Raw genomic sequence first — 16,617 nt, forward strand, 5'->3', positions numbered from 1 at the left:
ATAACGTGTTATGGTGAGCCCATGGCACGGCCGAGGAAGTTCGATGAGGGGCTGGCCGTGGAGGCGGCCATGCGGGCCTTCTGGGCGGACGGGTACGAGGCGACGTCAACGCAGGAGCTGTGCGCGGCGACCGGGCTCGGGCGCAGCAGCATCTACAACACGTTCGCCAGCAAGCGCGACCTGTTCGTCAAGGCGCTGACCCACTACATGGACGTGCGGACCACCCGGCTCGTCGACCATCTGCAGGGCGGCGAGGGGACGGTGCGCGAGCGGCTCCGGGCGGTCATGGACTGGGCCGCCGAACCCGACGGGGACGACCCGTCCGGGTGCCTGGTCGTGAACGCGACGGTGGAGCTCGGCCCACACGATCCCGACATCGCCGAGCGGCTCGAACGGGACCGGCGGCGGCGGTTCGCCACGCTCAAGGCGGCGATCGAGGACGGGATGCGCGCCGGGGAGATCGACGCCGCGAAGGACGCGGGCGCGCTGGCGCACTTCATGATCTCGACGATCAGCGGCATCCAGGTGGCCGCGCGGGGCGGCGCCGGCCCCGACGCCCTCAGGGCCGTCGCGGACACCGCGATGCTCTCCCTCTGATCCGGGCGGCCGGCGGGCCGCCCTTTTTCACGCCCCGATTTTGTACTGATCTATCCAATACAGGAGGACCGATGCCACTGGCCGTCTACGTGCTGGGGATGGCGATCTTCGCGCAGGGCACCTCGGAGCTGATGCTGGCGGGGCTGCTGCCGGGCATGGCGCACGACCTCGGCGTGTCCGTGCCGGCCGCCGGGTGGCTGATCTCGGCGTTCGCGATCGGGATGCTGGCCGGGGCGCCGCCGCTCGCCGTCCTGACGCTGCGCTGGCCGCACCGGCGGGCGATGCTGGCGTTCCTCGCGGTGTTCGCGCTGACGCACGTGGTCAGCGCGCTCACGCCGGGGTACTGGACGCTGTTCGCGATGCGGATCGTCGGCGCGATCGTGTACGCGGGGTTCTGGGCGGTGGCGGCGGCGACCGCCGTGAACCTCGTACCGCGCGACGCGCGCGGGAAGGCGATGGGCGTCGTCGCGGGCGGCCTCACGGTCGCGGCGATCGTGGGACTGCCCGCCGGGACGGTGGTCGGGCAGCATCTCGGCTGGCGGGCGGCGTTCTGGGCGGTGGCGGCGATGTCGGCCGCCGCGATGGCGGGCGTGGTCGCGACGATCCCCGCCGCGCGGCCGGACGCCGCGCCGCCCCGGGTGCGGGACGAGGTGCGCGCGATGGCCGTCCCCCGCCTGTGGCTGCTGTACGGGACGACGGCCGTGGCCACGAGCGGGCTCCTCGCCGTCTTCGGCTACCTGGGCGCGTTCCTGACGGAGACGACGGGCATCGCGGAGGCGTGGGTCCCCGGCGTGCTGGCGCTCTACGGAGCCGGCGCGCTCATCGGGATCACGCTCGGCGGGCGGACGGCCGACCGGTGGGGCGTCCAGACGCTGTACGCGGGCTTCGCCGGACTCACCGTCGTGTCCGTGCTGCTCGCCCTGACGGCGAGATCGCCCCTTCCCGTGGTGGTCCTGGTGTTCCTCCTCGGGTTCGTCGGATTCGGGACGAACCCGACCCTCAACTCGCGGGCGTTCGGGCTGGTGGACGGCGCGTCGACGCTGGTCGCGGCCGGGAACGTCGTCGCGTTCAACATCGGCATCACGGTGGGCCCGTGGCTCGGCGGGCTCGCGATCGGCGCGGGGAGGGGCTACCCGTCCACGGCCTGGATCGGGGCGGCCCTCGGTGCCGCGGCGATCGGCACCGTGGCGATCGGCGCCCGCACGCGCGGCGGGGCCCGGAGGCGCTCCGCAGGGGAGGCCGAGCCGGCCAGGTCCACGATCAGCGCGTGAGGGGGCCGGCGGTCAGGAGCAGGAGGCCGCGCGGAACGCCCACAGGGCGCGCCGGCCCGGGTGCTCCGCCAGGGTGAAGATGCGGTGGCGGCCCCGGTGGCAGGACAGGTCCTCCGGTCCGTAGGAGACCGTGCGGCTCCGCACGGGGGCCCAGCCGCGCCCGGTGTAGCGGGTCGAGAAGAGCCGGCCGCGCTTGCCGCTGCGGCTCTGGGTGAACCACCACTGCCCGTGCGTCCTGACGGCGCCCTGGACCCTGTCCACGGGGAGCCGCGCGCCTCCGTCGGCGCTCGCGACGCCGCCTCCGGCCAGTGACTCCAGTGGCCAGGAGACCACCCGTCCCCGCGGCCAGTTCGGGCGGCAGTACTCGCCCGCGATGAGGACGTGCGGCCACGTGGTGCGGTCGACCGCCGTCCACGACATGCGCAGCGGGCCCGAGCCCCGGCACTTGGCGCCGACCCGGCCGCGGGCGAAGTGCCAGCTGCTCGTCTGGGCCATCACGTACCGGAATCCGTGGGCGTAGTAGGTGCCGCCGTACAGCCCGATCCGGTCGGCGTGGCGTGTCGAGCCCGCGTTGCTCGCGGTCAGGTCGAAGATCTGCCGCATGTCGAACTCGCGCAGCCCGTGCCGGGTGTCGGCGACGTACAGCTTGTCGCCGTACCAGGCGATGCCGCCCGCGTGGATGCCGACGTCGGTGTAGGTGGGCCGCCCGTCCCGCATCTCCGGCGCGACGAGCAGGACGTGCCGGTACGCGCGCCGGTCGGGGTCGACGAACGTGAGCCTGACCCGGCCGCCGTTGTGCCACGACACGAGGATCGGCCTGACTCCGCCCGCCCATCCCTCGCGCGCCGCGGCGTCCGAGACGGTCGTGACGCCCTGCGGGACCCAGTTCCTGGTGGTGCTGTCCGCCCCGTCGAAGCAGTAGACGAGCGAGCCGGCGGGCACCCCGGCCGCCCGGCCGCAGCCGCCGCCGAGCCTGGCGCGGCCGGACGAGCGGAGCAGCGCGGCGACGCCGGTCCTGCGGAGCCTGCCGCCGAGCGCCCTGACCGTCCCGCTCCGGTCGGTGCCGCGCCGCAGATCGAAGTCGCGCGGGTTCAGCGGTGCCGCCACGGTCCACGCCTGCGCCGCGGTCCCCGCCCTCGGCTCCGCCGGTGCGGGCACCGCGTGGGCGATGCCGGGGGTGGCCGCCGCCAGGACACCCGCGGCGACGGCCGCCGTCCCCGGCCACCGGACCGCCGTCACTGTGCGTTGCAAGATCATCACAGTTCGGCATCTACCCAGGCGGGACGCCTCGGACGACCCCGACATGACCTAGGGAGGGACAACTTATGTTGCGCGGCCCATTACTTCGGCGGCGTCAACCCGCGCGCCGCCCCCGGCGTCGCGGACGGGACGGCCCCCGCCTGGGGGGCCGTCCCGTCCGGGGGCCGGTCAGCGCAGGGCGCACGTCCCCGAGTCGGACTTCGACGGGTCGCTCTCCGAGGTCCCGGTCAGGCTGAGCCGCGCGTGGCGGGCCGCGCCCGGCTTCGCCTTCGCCCAGACCTCGACCATCGTGCGGCCGTTCGCCGGGGCGGTGGCCAGCTCGTTCGGCAGCCACGTCGTCCAGCCGTCACCGGACACGGCCGCCTTGAGGCGGAACACGTCGGAGCCCTGGCGGCCGTCGCCGCCCCGGCCCGTGTTGGTGAGCGCCATCGTGCACTTCGTCCAGCCCGCGCCGGTCGGCCGGGCGGGGCCGGAGTCGACCCGCACGCCGCGCCTCTGCGGCCCGGCACCGTCCAGCGAGCCGACCGCGACCGTGTAGGACAGGACGCCCTTGCGGTCACGCCTGAGGTTCAGGACGTAGAAATGCAGCCGGTTCGCCTGGTCGACGTACTCGTACTCGCTGCCGGAGTTCGTCCCTGCGTGGTAGAGCGCGTCCGAGAGCTGCCGGTAGTCGCCGATCGTCATCTTCTTCGGGGTGCCGTCGGGCAGGACGAAGTCGACCTTGTCGATGTCCTGCGGGTTGGCGTCCTCGACCCAGATGAACGGGGCGCGGTCCTGGTCCTTGGTCTTGGCGAGCAGGACGCCGGAGTCGGGCGTGAAGGAGTCGGTGCCCATCCGGTCGACGACTTCGAGGGTGTAGTTGTCGTAGCCGCCGCCGTCGCACAGCGGGTCGGTGCCGGTGTCGCACTTGGGGCTCTTGTCGCCGCCCTCGCCGAGCTTGACGTTGATGCCGGTGAGGCCGCCCTTGCCCGGGTCGACCGACCGGGCGGTCACGTTGGCCACGACCATCCCGGACGCGGCGAGGGCGTCCCGGCTGAGCTGGAGCACGTTGCCGCCGTCCACCATGCCGAGCTTCAGCTTGTTGCGGAGCATGTGCTGCGCGCCCATGGACCCGCCGCCCGTCGCCGGGATCGTCCACCGGCTGTGCGGTCCGCCCGGCCCGTTGAACGTGCCGCGGCTGAGCATGTCCCACGGGCCGCTGTAGGCGCGGCGCGGCGGGTCGCCGTAGGGGTTGTTGTAGTTGTCGCCGATGCCGAGGATGTGGCTGAACTCGTGGGCGTACACCGACATGCCGGAGCTCTCGGCCTGCGTCGAGGAGACGCCCGGGATGGCGTTCGGCCAGATCGTCGAGCCGGCCTGCCAGGACGTCCAGGGGACGTACCGGGTCTTCACCCAGTTCGTCAGGCCCGGGTCGCCCGGCCCCCACTCGTCCGGCACCTGCTCCTTCGTGCCGAACTTCATCTCGCCGAACTCCTGCCAGGTGGACGACTCGTCCTGCCCGGCGCTGAGGAAGAAGACGAAGTCGAACTTGCCCGCCGCCTCCTCGCCGACGTCGGCGACCCACGCGTCCCGCGCGTCCTTGCGCAGGTCGCGGTTGCAGGTGTCGCCGGCCGGGCATCCCGTTCCGCCCTGCATGCCGTCCACGCCGTACTCGTGGTCCTTGGCGGGCATCTGGTAGGCGCCGAACCCCGTCAGGTTCACGCCGAACCGGCCGCCGGAGTCCTCCATCCAGTACTCGTGGAGGGTGTGGCCGTGGTTCAGGTCCTGCGGCTTGTTGAGGAGGTCCTGGTAGAACTTCGCCACCTGCGCGCGCGGCACGTCGCCGACCTTGACCGGGTTGCCGAAGACCGACGAGTTGACCGGCTGCGTGACCTCGAACGGCTGGTTCGCGTAGTCGGCGAGGACGACCGCGACGTTGAAGTTGCGCACCGACCCCTTGCGGGCCGGGTCCGCCCACGAGGTGCCCGGGATCGCGGTGTAGTCGTCCCAGGTCATCGTGTCGGGAAGCTCGTAGTTCTGGGGGTCGATCGGGCGCGGGGCGCCCGCCGCGAACGCCTGGGCGGACGGCTGCGCCCGCTGCCACGGCTGCGTCTGCGGCCAGTGCCGCATCTGCCAGGGGTTCGCGGTCGGTTTCGGGACCCGGGGCCCCGGCTGCGCGGCGGCCGGGACGGCCGCGAGTCCCACGACCAGCCCCATCACCGCCGCGGGCACCAGCAGAATCTTCTTGGCGCGCATGTCTCCCCTACCTCAGGTGGGTTGCGGAGAGACGCTATGGACGGGCGGTTCCTCCCGGCTACGGCCGAGATATACGATCTTGCGACGGACGCCCTGTCATTTCACGCCATGGGCGCAGGTCAGAGCGGGAGTTCGCGCTCCGCGACGACGATGCCGTCCTCGTCGCTGTAGAGCCAGTCGCCCGGACGGAACTCCACGCCGCCGAACGCCACCGGGACGTCGGTCTCGCCCGCGCCGTCCTTGGCGCTCTTGCGCGGGTTCGATCCGAGGGCCTTCACGCCGAGGTCCATCCCGCGCAGCGCCGCCACGTCCCGGACCGCGCCGTTGATCACGACCCCGGCCCAGCCGCCCGCCACCGCCGAGGCGGCGATCATGTCGCCCATCAGCGCGGACGCCAGCGACCCGGCACCGTCCACGACCAGTACCCGGCCCTCCCCCGGGGTGCCCAGCCGCCGCTTCACCAGGCCGTTGTCGCGGTGGCAGCGGACGGTCGCGACCGGACCGGCGAACGCCGTCCGCGCGCCGTACTGCCGGAACTGCGTCTCGCAGCTGCGCAGCTCGTCCCCGAAGTCGTCGATGAGGTCAGCGGTCGCGAAGTCCATGGCGGCAGCCTACTGGCCGGTAATGGCTCAGGCCGACGGCGCGTCGGTCGGGCGGCCGATGAGCCGGGACAGCACGATCGCCGTCTTCGTCGCGGTGATGTTGTCCTCGCGGCGCAGCCGTTCGAGGGCCTGCTCCAGATGCTGGATGTCGCGGGCCCGCACGTGCACGAGCGCGCTGGCGTCCCCGCTGATCGTGTACGCCGCGACGACCTCGGGATGGCCGCGCACGCTGGAGTAGATCTGCTCGGGGGACGTCGCCCCGGTGCAGAAGATCTCGATGAACGCCTCGGTCGTCCAGCCGAGCGCGGCCGGGTCGACCACGGCCGCGAAGCCGTTGATCACACCGTCCGCGCGGAGCCGGTCGACGCGCCGCTTCACCGCGGGGGCCGACAGCCCCACCTTGTCTCCGATCTGCGCGTACGAGGCACGCCCGTCCTCCAGCAGACGCGCAACGATTCGCCGGTCGAGCTCGTCAAGACGCAACAAATAACACCCCCCGAGTCGGTTTTCGTCATTGGTCGGCAGTCAATTCCGAACATACGCTGGGTACGGACCGGCGGCCACTCGATCCCGCCGGTCCCCTCCCCCTCGGCACCGGGCGCGCGCCCGGTGACCCCGCCATGCCCCGGCCCGACCGGCCGGGCCGAGCCGCGAAGGAGCGTCGTGACGCCGACCGACCAGCTGCGAGCGATGTCCGAGGACCACAGCGCGCACAACTACCACCCTCTCCCCATCGTGGTCGCCGAGGCCGACGGCGTCTGGCTGACCGACGCGGAGGGCCGCCGCTACCTGGACATGCTGGCCGCCTACTCCGCCGTCAACTTCGGGCACCGTAACCCGCGGCTGACCGAGGCGGCGCGCCGGCAGCTCGACCGCGTCACGCTGGTGAGCCGCGCGTTCGACCACGACCAGTTCGGCCCGTTCGTCACCGAGCTGGCCGAGCTGTGCGGCAAGGACATGGTGCTGCCGATGAACAGCGGCGCCGAGGCCGTCGAGACCGCCCTGAAGACGGCCCGCAAGTGGGGCTACGAGGTCAAGGGCGTCCCCGCGGGCGAGGCGAACATCATCGCGTTCGAGGGCAACTTCCACGGCCGCACGACCACCATCATCAGCTTCTCCACCGACCCCGACGCCCACGACTCCTACGGCCCCTACACGCCGGGCTTCCGGACCGTCCCGTACGGGGACGTCGAGGCGCTCAAGGCCGCGATGGACGCCAACACGGTCGGCGTGCTGATCGAGCCGATCCAGGGCGAGGCCGGCGTGAACGTCCCGCCGAGCGGGTTCCTGCGGGCCGTGCGCGAGCTGTGCACGGCGGGCGGCGCGCTGATGATCGCCGACGAGATCCAGTCGGGCCTCGGCCGCACCGGCACCACCTTCGCGGTCGAGCACGAGGACGTCGTGCCCGACGTCTACATCCTCGGCAAGGCCCTCGGCGGCGGCATCATGCCGGTGTCCGCGGTCGTCGCCGACCGGGACGTCCTCGGCGTGTTCAGGCCGGGCCAGCACGGCTCGACGTTCGGCGGCAACCCGCTCGCCTGCGCCATCGGCCGCGAGGTCATCGCGATCCTCAAGAGCGGCGAGTACCAGGAGCGCTCCCGGACGCTCGGCGCGCACCTGCACGACCGGCTCGGGCGGCTGCCCGGCGACCTCGTCCGCGAGGTGCGCGGCCGCGGCCTGTGGGCGGGCGTGGAGCTGCACGGCAAGGCCCGTCCGGTCAGCGAGCGGCTGATGGAGCTCGGCGTCCTCGCCAAGGAGACCCACGAGACCACGCTGCGCCTCGCTCCCCCGCTGGTCATCGAGCGCGACGAGCTCGACTGGGCGCTCGACCAGCTGGAGATCGCCCTCAAGGGCTGATCGCGGGACCCGCCTACAGGGCGGGGAGCACCGCCGGTCAACGGCGCCCGGCGGCGCTCCCCGCCGGCCCCTCGTTTCCGTCATCGCAAACCCGGGTCTCCTCCAAGCCTCGGCCAGTGCCCGCCCGGCGAGGGGCCTCCGCCGCCCTCCACCGTGAGGGTGAGGGGATGCTGCGGAACAGGAGTCGGCGCCGGGTGATCATCGGATGCGGGGGGCTGGCCGTCGGCCTCGTGCTGCTGCTCGCGGGCGGTCTCTACGTCCTGCAGCGCTTCTACGACGGCGAGGTCAGGCGCGTCGCGGGCGCGCTGCCGACCGCCGGCGGGCGCCCCTCCTCCAGCGGGCGCGGCGAGAACTGGCTGCTGATCGGGTCCGACCGGCGCGCCGACATGCCCTCGATGGGCGCCCGCGCCGACACGATCATGCTGGTGCACCTGTCCGGGCGCGGCGACCGGGTGTCGGTGATCGCCATTCCCCGGGACGGCTGGGTGCCCGTCCCCGGGCACGGCCCCACCAAGATCAACGCGGCGTTCGCCTACGGCGGGCCGTCGCTGCTGATCCGGACGGTGGAGCAGCTCACCCGCGTCCGCGTAGACCACTACGCCGCCCTGGACTTCGGCGGGTTCGTGAAGATGACCGACGCCCTCGGCGGCGTGGACGTCACCGTCACCAAGACGACCCACGACCCCATGCACGACCGGACCTGGCAGGCCGGACGGCACCACCTGGACGGCGTCGAGGCGCTCGACTTCGTCCGGCAGCGCTGGAACCTGCCGGGCGGCGACCTCGACCGGATCAAGCGGCAGCAGGCGTTCCTGCACGCGCTCGCCGCCAAGGCGCTGGACACCCGCAACCCGATCAAGATCGACCGGTTCGTGCGGGCCGCGACGCGCTCGGCCACCGTGGACGACTCGGTCACGTCCGGGACGCTGCGCGGGCTGGCGCACCGGCTGCTCCGGACGTCGCTGATGGAGTACCTGACGGCCCCCGTCGACCGGACGGCCGAACGCGACGGGCAGAGCGTCGTCCTCCTCGACGACGAGGGCGTCAGAGAGCTGTTCACCGCGGTCCGGGAGGACCGGGTGGGCGACTACGTGTCCCGCAACGGCGCCGCCAACACCGTGGACTCCGTGCGCTGACCTGCCCGGATATGCCCTTTTTCGCATAGAGATGGCGAAGACGGTCTGAGTGGATTAGTCTACGTGGACTAATCGAGTTCGACCATAAGGGCCTCAGGTATGTCCCGACCCATCACGCCGCTCGCGCTGACCGTGCTGCGCATGCTGTGCGACGGGCCCATGCACCCCTACGAGATGCAGCAGCGCATCCGCGACCACGCCTACGACCAGGCCGTGAAGATCACGCACGGGTCGCTCTACCACTCGGTGGAGCGGCTCGCCGCGGGCGGGCTGATCGAGCCGCTGGAGACCAGCCGGGAGGGCCGCCGGCCCGAGCGCACCGTCTACGCCGTCACCAGCGCCGGGCGCGACGCGGCGCAGTTCCGGCTCGCCGAGCTGCTCGTCCGCCCCGCGGAGGAGTTCCCGCTGTTCGGCACCGCCCTGGCGTTCATCAACCTGCTCCCCGAGGACGAGGTCGCCCGGCTCCTGCGCAACCGGGCCATCGCCCTGGAGGCGGCGGTCGCGGGGCACCAGACCGCGCACGACTCGCTCCGCAAGCAGGGCATCGAACGCTACAAGCTGATCGACCAGGAGTGGCTGATCGCGCGCCTGCGCTGCGAGCTCGACTACGTGCGGGCGCTCGTCGGGGACCTGGAGTCCGGCCGGCTCACCTTCAACGACACCGAGCCGCGGGCCATCTGCCACCCGCGGCCTCGGCCACGACGCACCGACGAGATGGGGGCCTGATGAAGAGATGGAGCGGAAATCCCTGGGCGATCCTGCTGACGCTCTCCCTCGGATTCTTCATGACGCTGCTCGACCTGACGATCGTGAACATCGCGATCCCGAGCATGATCGACAAGCTTGACGCCTCGCTGGACGAGGTCCTGTGGGTCGTCAACGCCTACGTCCTGGTGCTGGCGGTGCTGCTCATCACCGCCGGCCGCCTCGGCGACCTGTGGGGCAAGAAGAACCTGTTCATCGCCGGTGTCGCACTGTTCACGCTGTCCAGCCTGGTGTGCGGGATCTCCCAGGACCCGGCGCAGCTGATCGCGGCCCGCGCCGTGCAGGGGCTCGGCGCCGCGCTGCTGATGCCGCAGACCATGTCCATCATCATCAGCGTGTTCCCGCCGGAGCGGCGCGGCGCCGCGCTCGGCGTCTGGGGCGCGGTGGCGGGCGTGTCCACCATCGCCGGGCCGACCGTCGGCGGGCTGCTGGTCACCAGCCTGGACTGGCGGTGGATCTTCTTCGTGAACCTGCCGATCGGCGTCCTCGTGCTGGCCATGGCCGTGCCGATCCTGCCCGGCCACACCCGCACCGTCCGGCACCGGTTCGACGTGGCGGGCGTGCTGCTGGCCTCCGCCGCGCTGTTCTGCCTCACGTTCGCGCTCACCGAGGGCCAGAAGTACCAGTGGAACGAGGGCATCTGGGGCCTGATCGCCGCCGGGCTCGCCCTGTTCGTGATCTTCGTGGTCTACCAGCGGGGACGCCAGGACCGCGAGCCGCTCGTGCCGTTCTCGCTGTTCAAGGACCGCAACTTCACGATCCTCAACCTCGTCGGCGCGGCCGTCTCGATCGGCATGATCGGCCTGTTCCTGCCGATGACGATCTACCTGCAGTCGGTGCTCGGCTTCAGCGCCCTCAAGGCGGGCCTCGTCATGGCGCCGTCGTCGCTGGTGTCGATGCTCCTCGCCCCGGTCGCGGGCCGGATGTCGGACCGCATCGGCGGCAAGTTCATCCTGATGGCCGGCCTGACCCTCTATGCCGTCGGCATGGCGTGGATGGTGATCCTCGCGCAGGTCGGCACGGACTGGACCGCGTTCATCGCCCCGCTCGTGGTGTCCGGGTTCGGCATCGGCGGCGTGTTCGCGCCGATGGCCACCGAGGCGACCCGGAACGTCCCACCGCGCCTCGCGGGCGCCGCGTCCGGCGTCAACAACACGATCCGGCAGGTGGGGTCGGTGCTCGGCAGCGCGGCCGTCGGCGCCGTCCTGCAGAACCGGCTCGCGTCGTCGCTGCGCGACGAGGCGGCCACCCGTTCGGCGGCCCTCCCGCCCGACGTGCGCGGCGGCTTCGTGCAGAGCTTCGCGGACGCCGCCAAGGGCGGCCTGGAGGTCGGCGCGGGGCAGAGCGGGGCCCGGCAGCAGATGCCGCCCGGCGTCACGCCGAGCGTCGCGCACCGCGTCCAGGAGCTCGCCGGCCAGGTGTTCTCGCACGGATTCGTCCACGCGATGAAGCCGACGATGTGGCTGCCGATCGGCATCGTCCTGCTCAGCGCCGCCGCGTGCCTCACCCTCAAGGGCCACAACGCGGGCACGCCCGTCCACAAGGACGCCGAGCCCGCCTCCGTGGCGAGCTGAGGCGCCGCTAACCGCGAGAGGAACGGCCCGCCCTGCCGAGCATCCATTCGCCCGGCGGGCGGGCCGGCGGCACCAGCATGATCCCGACCACCGCGGCGACCATGCCGCCGACGACGAACAGATAGCCGGGCAGCGTCGCCGAGACCACGAGATCGCCCTCGGGGCGGCGCAGCTGCAGGAAGAACACCACGACGCCCCAGACCAGCGCGGGGACGAACGCGCCGAGCCGCCCGCCCATCGCCTTCCCCGACGCCCACGCCATCAGGAAGACCAGCGCGACCAGGACGATCGACACGAGCGGGACGGGGCCGACGGACCAGTCCTGCGCGAACGCGCCGACCACGCCGAACACCCCGCCGAGGATGCCGAGCGCCGCGTAGGCGGCTCCGGAGACGAACGCGTCACCGGGCCCCTCGCCGTCTCCCGGCTCCAGGGCCGACGCGCCGGCGCCCTCCTCGGACGCGGGCTCGGCGTCGGCGGGCCGGGCGGCATCGGGCTCGGCGACGCTCGCCCGGGCCTCGGCGTCTTGCGCGCCGGCGTCCGCCGGGACGCCGTCCTTGGCGAGCCGCACCCGGGCCTGGTCGTCCTTGTCCACGGTCGCCAGCGTACCGGGGCCCGTCAGTCCCCCGCGCTCGCCAGACCGGCGAACAGGTCCCGCTCGCGGCGGCCGGAGCCGACCGGGCCGAGCTCGCCCGCCTGGAGGATGAAGTACTCGGTGCCGAACGCCTGCTGCCCCAGGTTGTTCGACAGCGCGAAGAACGGCCCGACCTGCTCGGGCGCGACCGTGATCTGGGTGTGGTGGGCGCGCAGCGCGGCCAGCTTGGCGGGCAGGTGGGCGCGCGCGTCCACGACCGTGGTGACCTCCCCGTCCGGGACGCCGGAGCCGAGCTCCTCCAGCCCGGCGACGCGCGCGAACGGCAGCCGGGCCTCCCGCATCACCGCGATCGCGCGGGCGAGGACCGTGCGCGGGGCCGCGTAGGCGTAGACCTTGGCCGCCCGCCACGGCTCGGCGCCGTCCTCGTGGGCGGGGTCGGCGGCCAGCTCGAACGCCCGCCACGTGACGCGGTTCGCCTGGATGTGGTCGGGGTGGCCGTAGTTGCCGCGCTCGTCATAGGTGACGATCACCTGCGGGCGGACCTCCCGGATGACGGTCACCAGGTCCCGCGCGGCGGTCGTGACGTCCGCCTGCCAGAAGCAGCGCGGGTCGTCGTTCGTGGGGGCGCCCATCATGCCGGAGTCGCGCCAGCGACCCGGACCGCCGAGGAAGCGGTGGTCCCGGACGCCGAGCGCCTCGCAGGCCGCGGCGAGCTCGCCGATCCGGTACTCGCCGAGGGCGTCCTCCTTGTCGGAGGCCAGGTGGCGCAGATCTTCGGGGATGACCTCGCCCTCCTCGCCCAACGTGCAGGTGACGAGGCAGACGTGGGCGCCCTCGGCGGCGTATTTGGCCATGCTCGCCCCGGTCCCGATGGACTCGTCGTCCGGATGGGCGTGGACGAACAGGATCCGCGGCTCCTTCATAGTCCACGAGCCTACTCAGGGCCCGGCATCGCGGCGATGACCGCCCTGCCCCGCGCATCCCGGAGGACCGTCGCCGGGCCCCGGTCAGCCGCCGGTGCCGGTGCCGCCCGCGCCGGTGCCGCCGTCACCGCCGCCACCGTTGCCGCCGCCGCCCGTGCCGCCGCCGGTACCGCCGCCGCCCGTACCGCCGCCACCCGGCGAGGAGGGCGTGGTCGACGGCGTCTCGGTGGTCGGCGTGTCGGTCGGGGTCTCGGTGGTCGGCTGCTCCTGCGTCGGCCGGGACGTCTGGGGCGGCGGCGTGTTGCGGTGCGTCCGGGTGCGGGTCGGCGCGGGGGCCTCGGGCTCCTCGGTCGTCGGCGTCTCCGAGACCGTCCCGGAGTCGGTGACCACCGGGGTGGCCGGGTCGTTCGAGGAACCGTCGCCGCCGCCCTTGGCCGCCATGAACAGGCCCACGACCAGCGCCAGCACGGCGATCGCGGCGACCGCGCCGAAGATCGGCGCCTTGGACTTGCGCTCGGGCTCCCAGTTGTCGTACCGGGCGCGGCCGGCCCCGGTCTGGGGCCCCGCCGGCGGGAGGGTCCCGGTGTAGTCGCGGGGCGCGACGTGAGGCGCGCCGCGGCCCGGCTGGGTGGCGCCCGCCATCATCCCGGCGCCGGCGAGACCGCCCGCGGCGAGCGTCGACCCCTCCGCCAGCATCGTGGTGGCCTGGGCCGGGTCGTCCATGCGGGTCTGCCCGGCGCCGCCCGGGCCGCTGCCGATCAGCGCCATCATGATCTGCTGCGCGGTGGGCCGCCGCTCCGGTTCCTTGACCAGGCAGGCCCCGATCAGCCGGTGCAGGTCGGGGGGCACGCCGTCCAGCGACGGCGGCTCGTGCATCACCCGGTTGATCACCGCGACGACGGTGTCGTCGCCGAACGGGGGGTGCCCGGTCGCGGCGAACACGATCGTGGTGGCCCAGGCCCACACGTCCACGGCCTCGGTGAGGGTGGCGCCCGCCACCTGCTCGGGCGCCATGTAGGACGGGGTGCCGATCGCCTTGGTCGCGTTGGTCTGCCCGGTGTCCAGGGCCCGCGCGATACCGAAGTCGATCACTCGGGGGCCGTCCGGCGCCATGATCACGTTGTGCGGCTTGAAGTCGCGGTGCACGATCCCGGCCTGGTGGATCGCGACCATCGCGGTCGCGGTGCCGATCGCGAGCCGGTCCAGCGGCGCACCGCTGATCGGGCCGGTCTCGGTGACCTGCTTGTACAGCGACGGCCCCGGCACGTACTCGCTGGCGATGTAGGGCTGGTCGCCCGCGACGTCGGCCTCCAGGACCTGCGCGGTGCAGAACCGGGCCACCTGCTTGGCCGCCTGCGCCTCCCGGACGAACCGGTTGCGCGCCATCGTGTCCCCCGCCAGGTCGGCGCGCAGAAGCTTGATCGCGGCGCGGTTCCCGGAGGCGTCGACCCCGCCGTAGACGACGCCCTGGCCGCCCTCGCCGAGCCTGTCGACGATCTCGTAGGAACCGAGCCGCCGGGGGTCTCCCGGCTGCAGCTCAGGCATTGACAACTCCTCAGCCCGCGACGACGAAAGTGCTTGGGGAAGCTTTGAGCTTACGCGAGCGCGGACACGGGCACGGGACATTCCCGTCCACCACGCGACGACCCGTGATCATAGAGGGCAGGAGGCCGCCGTGCTCCGCAGTTCCAGACCGTCCTGGCAGACTCGGCTGCCATGAGCATCAGCTATCCGCGGCAGAGCGCCCGCACGCGACGGTTCAGCCTCGGCGTCCCGCGCGCCTTCCAGATCGCGCCGGACGGGACGCGCGTCGCCTTCCTGCGCACCCGGGCGGGGGACGACCCGGTGACCTGCCTGTGGACGCTGGACACCGCCACCGGCGAGGAGGAGTGCGTCGCCGACCCGGCCGCGCTGGACGTCCCGGGCGAGGAGGACCTGCCCGCCGAGGAGCGGGCCCGGCGCGAGCGCGCCCGCGAGCAGGCGGGCGGCATCGTCGGGTACGCGACCGACCGCGCCATGGGGCAGGCCGTCTTCACCCTGGGCGGGCGCCTGTACGCCGTCGACCTCGGCACCGCGCTCGTGCGGGAGCTGCCCGCCCGGCCGCCCGTCTTCGACCCGCGCCCCGACCCGGCGGGCCGCCGCGTCGCCTACGTGTCGGGCCGCACGCTGCGGGTCGTCGAGCTGGAGGACGGGGAGGACCGCGCGCTCGTGGAGCCCGAGTCCGGCCAGGTCTCCTACGGTCTGGCCGAGTTCGTCGCGGCGGAGGAGATGGGCCGGATGCGCGGCCACTGGTGGTCGCCCGACGGCGGGACCCTGCTGGTCGCGCGGGTGGACGAGACCCCGGTGCAGCGCTGGCACATCGCCGACCCGGCCAACCCTGACCGGCCGCCGTCCGAGATCGCCTACCCGGCGGCCGGCACCCCGAACGCCCTGGTGTCCCTGGTGCTGCTGAAGGTGGACGGCGGGCGGATCGCGGTGGCCTGGGACCGCGGCATGTTCCCCTACCTCGTGACCGCCACCTGGGACCGGCACGGCCTGCTGATCGTCGTGCAGTCCCGCGACCAGCGCTCCCAGCGGGTGCTGCGGGTCGATCCGACCAACGGCGAGACGGCGCTGCTGCACACCGAGCACGACCCGATCTGGACCGAGGTCATCCCCGGCCTGCCCGTCCGCACGCACGGCGGCGACCTCGTCTGGGCCACCGAGGACGCCGAGACCGACACCCGCCGGCTCACCGTCGCGGGACGGCCCGTCACGCCCGGCGGCCTCCAGCTGCGCTCCGTGCTCGGCGTGGACGGCGAGTCGATCCTGTTCACCGCCTGGGAGGAGCCCACCGAGGTCCACCTCTACTCCTACGAGGGCGGCGAGGTGACCCGGCTCAGCGAGGGGCCGGGCGTCTTCGGCGGCACCCGGTCCGGGGGCGTCACCGTGGTCTCGGGCGCGCGGCTGGACCGCCTCGGTTCGCAGGCCGAGGTGCGCACGCCGGCCGCGGTCCACCCCGTCGCCTCGTTCGCCGAGACCCCGGTGATCACGCCGCGGGTGGAGCTGCTGCGCTCCGGCGACCGCGAGCTGCGCACCGCCGTCGTGCTGCCCACCGGCTGGGAGCGGGGCCACGGCCGCCTGCCCGTCCTGATGGACCCCTACGGCGGGCCGCACGCGCAGCGCGTCCTCGCCGTCCAGCGCTCGTACTGCGAGGCGCAGTGGCTCGCCGACCAGGGCTTCGCCGTCGTGATCGCGGACGGCCGCGGCACCCCCGGACGCGGACCCGCCTGGGAGCGCGCCGTGCGCGGCGACTTCGTCGGGCCCGTCCTGGACGACCAGATCAGCGCGCTGATCGAGGCGGCCCGCAAGCACCCCGCGGCCCTCGACCTCGACCGCGTCGGCATCCGCGGCTGGTCGTTCGGCGGCTGGCTCGCGGCCCTGGCCGTCATGCGGCGCCCGGACGTCTTCCACGCGGCCGTCGCCGGCGCCCCGGTCACCGACTGGCGCCTGTACGACACCCACTACACCGAGCGGTACCTGGGCCACCCCGACGAGGAGCCGGAGAACTACGCCGACAACTCCCTCCTCGGCATGGCCGCCGACCTGAAGCGGCCACTGATGATCATCCACGGCCTGGCGGACGACAACGTGGTGGCCGCCCACACCCTGCGCCTGTCCTCGGCCCTCCTGGCCGCCGGCCGCCCGCACACCGTCCTCCCCCTCTCGGGCGTCACCCACATGACCCCGCAAGAGGTGGTCGCCGAAAACCTCCTCCACATCCAGGTCGCCTTCCTAAAGGAGTCTTTGGCGAACCAGTAGC

14 protein-coding genes are annotated in these 16,617 nt (G+C 73.2%); 7 read left to right on the plus strand and 7 right to left on the minus strand.

Features of this window, described 5'->3' with window-relative positions; translation table 11 throughout:
• The first annotated feature begins 21 nt into the window (after positions 1–21).
• Together BJY14_RS13000 and BJY14_RS13005 are read left to right on the plus strand one after the other, a co-directional pair.
• Positions 22–597: a TetR/AcrR family transcriptional regulator gene (locus BJY14_RS13000; RefSeq protein ID WP_179843850.1), complete on the plus strand. Its 576-nt coding sequence runs from the start codon at positions 22–24 to the stop codon at positions 595–597.
• A 71-nt stretch (positions 598–668) separates the two neighbouring features.
• Positions 669–1,868, plus strand: coding sequence for a Cmx/CmrA family chloramphenicol efflux MFS transporter (locus tag BJY14_RS13005; RefSeq protein WP_179843851.1), 1,200 nt, complete (start codon positions 669–671; stop codon positions 1,866–1,868).
• 12 nt (positions 1,869–1,880) lie between these two features.
• Here the strand turns inward: BJY14_RS13005 and BJY14_RS13010 are convergent, their stop codons facing one another.
• From BJY14_RS13010 to BJY14_RS13025, 4 genes are all read right to left on the minus strand, one after another.
• Complete coding sequence (locus BJY14_RS13010; RefSeq protein WP_179843852.1) at positions 1,881–3,119, minus strand: hypothetical protein; 1,239 nt, start codon at positions 3,117–3,119, stop codon at positions 1,881–1,883.
• Between the two features lie 177 nt (positions 3,120–3,296).
• Positions 3,297–5,363 carry a M6 family metalloprotease domain-containing protein gene (locus BJY14_RS13015; RefSeq protein ID WP_179843853.1) on the minus strand — a complete coding sequence of 689 codons (2,067 nt, stop codon included), beginning with the start codon at positions 5,361–5,363 and terminating at the stop codon, positions 3,297–3,299.
• Positions 5,364–5,482: 119 nt separating this feature from the next.
• Positions 5,483–5,965 (minus strand): ribonuclease E activity regulator RraA, encoded by a 483-nt coding sequence (rraA, locus tag BJY14_RS13020; protein WP_179843854.1) that lies wholly within the window; start codon positions 5,963–5,965, stop codon positions 5,483–5,485.
• A 27-nt stretch (positions 5,966–5,992) separates the two neighbouring features.
• A complete protein-coding gene (locus tag BJY14_RS13025) occupies positions 5,993–6,448 on the minus strand; it encodes an Lrp/AsnC family transcriptional regulator (RefSeq protein ID WP_179843855.1) in 456 nt (151 codons plus the stop codon).
• 207 nt (positions 6,449–6,655) lie between these two features.
• Here BJY14_RS13025 and rocD point away from each other — a divergent pair, with 207 nt between their 5' ends.
• The 4 genes from rocD to BJY14_RS13045 all read left to right on the plus strand — a co-directional run bounded on the left by rocD (position 6,656) and on the right by BJY14_RS13045 (position 11,297).
• On the plus strand, positions 6,656–7,822 hold the full coding sequence (gene rocD / locus BJY14_RS13030) for an ornithine--oxo-acid transaminase (protein ID WP_179849343.1): 1,167 nt from the start codon (positions 6,656–6,658) through the stop codon (positions 7,820–7,822).
• A gap of 194 nt (positions 7,823–8,016) precedes the next feature.
• Complete coding sequence (locus tag BJY14_RS13035) at positions 8,017–8,958, plus strand: LCP family protein (RefSeq protein WP_179843856.1); 942 nt, start codon at positions 8,017–8,019, stop codon at positions 8,956–8,958.
• Positions 8,959–9,057: 99 nt separating this feature from the next.
• The gene (locus BJY14_RS13040) at positions 9,058–9,684 is read left to right on the plus strand and encodes a PadR family transcriptional regulator (protein ID WP_179843857.1); all 627 of its coding nucleotides are present in this window, start codon (positions 9,058–9,060) and stop codon (positions 9,682–9,684) included.
• Entirely contained in the window at positions 9,684–11,297 is a 1,614-nt protein-coding gene (locus BJY14_RS13045; RefSeq protein ID WP_179843858.1) for a DHA2 family efflux MFS transporter permease subunit, read from the plus strand. Before BJY14_RS13040 ends, BJY14_RS13045 begins: the two co-directional genes overlap by 1 nt.
• 7 nt (positions 11,298–11,304) lie before the next feature.
• On the opposite strand, the gene BJY14_RS13050 is transcribed toward BJY14_RS13045, so the two are convergent.
• The 3 genes from BJY14_RS13050 to BJY14_RS13060 all read right to left on the minus strand — a co-directional run bounded on the left by BJY14_RS13050 (position 11,305) and on the right by BJY14_RS13060 (position 14,360).
• On the minus strand, positions 11,305–11,892 hold the full coding sequence (locus BJY14_RS13050) for a DUF6113 family protein (RefSeq protein WP_179843859.1): 588 nt from the start codon (positions 11,890–11,892) through the stop codon (positions 11,305–11,307).
• Positions 11,893–11,915: 23 nt separating this feature from the next.
• A complete protein-coding gene (gene mshB / locus BJY14_RS13055; RefSeq protein WP_179843860.1) occupies positions 11,916–12,815 on the minus strand; it encodes an N-acetyl-1-D-myo-inositol-2-amino-2-deoxy-alpha-D-glucopyranoside deacetylase in 900 nt (299 codons plus the stop codon).
• Between the two features lie 84 nt (positions 12,816–12,899).
• On the minus strand, positions 12,900–14,360 hold the full coding sequence (locus BJY14_RS13060) for a serine/threonine-protein kinase (protein WP_179843861.1): 1,461 nt from the start codon (positions 14,358–14,360) through the stop codon (positions 12,900–12,902).
• A gap of 171 nt (positions 14,361–14,531) precedes the next feature.
• On the opposite strand from BJY14_RS13060, the gene BJY14_RS13065 reads away from it, so the two are divergent.
• A complete protein-coding gene (locus tag BJY14_RS13065) occupies positions 14,532–16,616 on the plus strand; it encodes a S9 family peptidase (protein WP_179843862.1) in 2,085 nt (694 codons plus the stop codon).
• Position 16,617 lies beyond the last annotated feature (1 nt).

The organism is Actinomadura luteofluorescens (assembly GCF_013409365.1).
GTDB classification, from domain to species: Bacteria; Actinomycetota; Actinomycetes; order Streptosporangiales; family Streptosporangiaceae; genus Spirillospora; species Spirillospora luteofluorescens.

Bases quoted from the DNA above. Each gene is read 5' to 3' on its own strand.
- BJY14_RS13000 (WP_179843850.1), top strand. From the start codon at position 22: ATGGCACGGCCGAGGAAGTTCGATGAGGGGCTGGCCGTGGAGGCGGCC.
- BJY14_RS13005 (WP_179843851.1), top strand. From the start codon at position 669: ATGCCACTGGCCGTCTACGTGCTGGGGATGGCGATCTTCGCGCAGGGC.
- BJY14_RS13015 (WP_179843853.1), bottom strand. From the start codon at position 5,363: ATGCGCGCCAAGAAGATTCTGCTGGTGCCCGCGGCGGTGATGGGGCTG.
- rraA (WP_179843854.1), bottom strand. From the start codon at position 5,965: ATGGACTTCGCGACCGCTGACCTCATCGACGACTTCGGGGACGAGCTG.
- rocD (WP_179849343.1), top strand. From the start codon at position 6,656: ATGTCCGAGGACCACAGCGCGCACAACTACCACCCTCTCCCCATCGTG.
- BJY14_RS13040 (WP_179843857.1), top strand. From the start codon at position 9,058: ATGTCCCGACCCATCACGCCGCTCGCGCTGACCGTGCTGCGCATGCTG.
- BJY14_RS13045 (WP_179843858.1), top strand. From the start codon at position 9,684: ATGAAGAGATGGAGCGGAAATCCCTGGGCGATCCTGCTGACGCTCTCC.
- mshB (WP_179843860.1), bottom strand. From the start codon at position 12,815: ATGAAGGAGCCGCGGATCCTGTTCGTCCACGCCCATCCGGACGACGAG.
- BJY14_RS13060 (WP_179843861.1), bottom strand. From the start codon at position 14,360: ATGCCTGAGCTGCAGCCGGGAGACCCCCGGCGGCTCGGTTCCTACGAG.
- BJY14_RS13065 (WP_179843862.1), top strand. From the start codon at position 14,532: ATGAGCATCAGCTATCCGCGGCAGAGCGCCCGCACGCGACGGTTCAGC.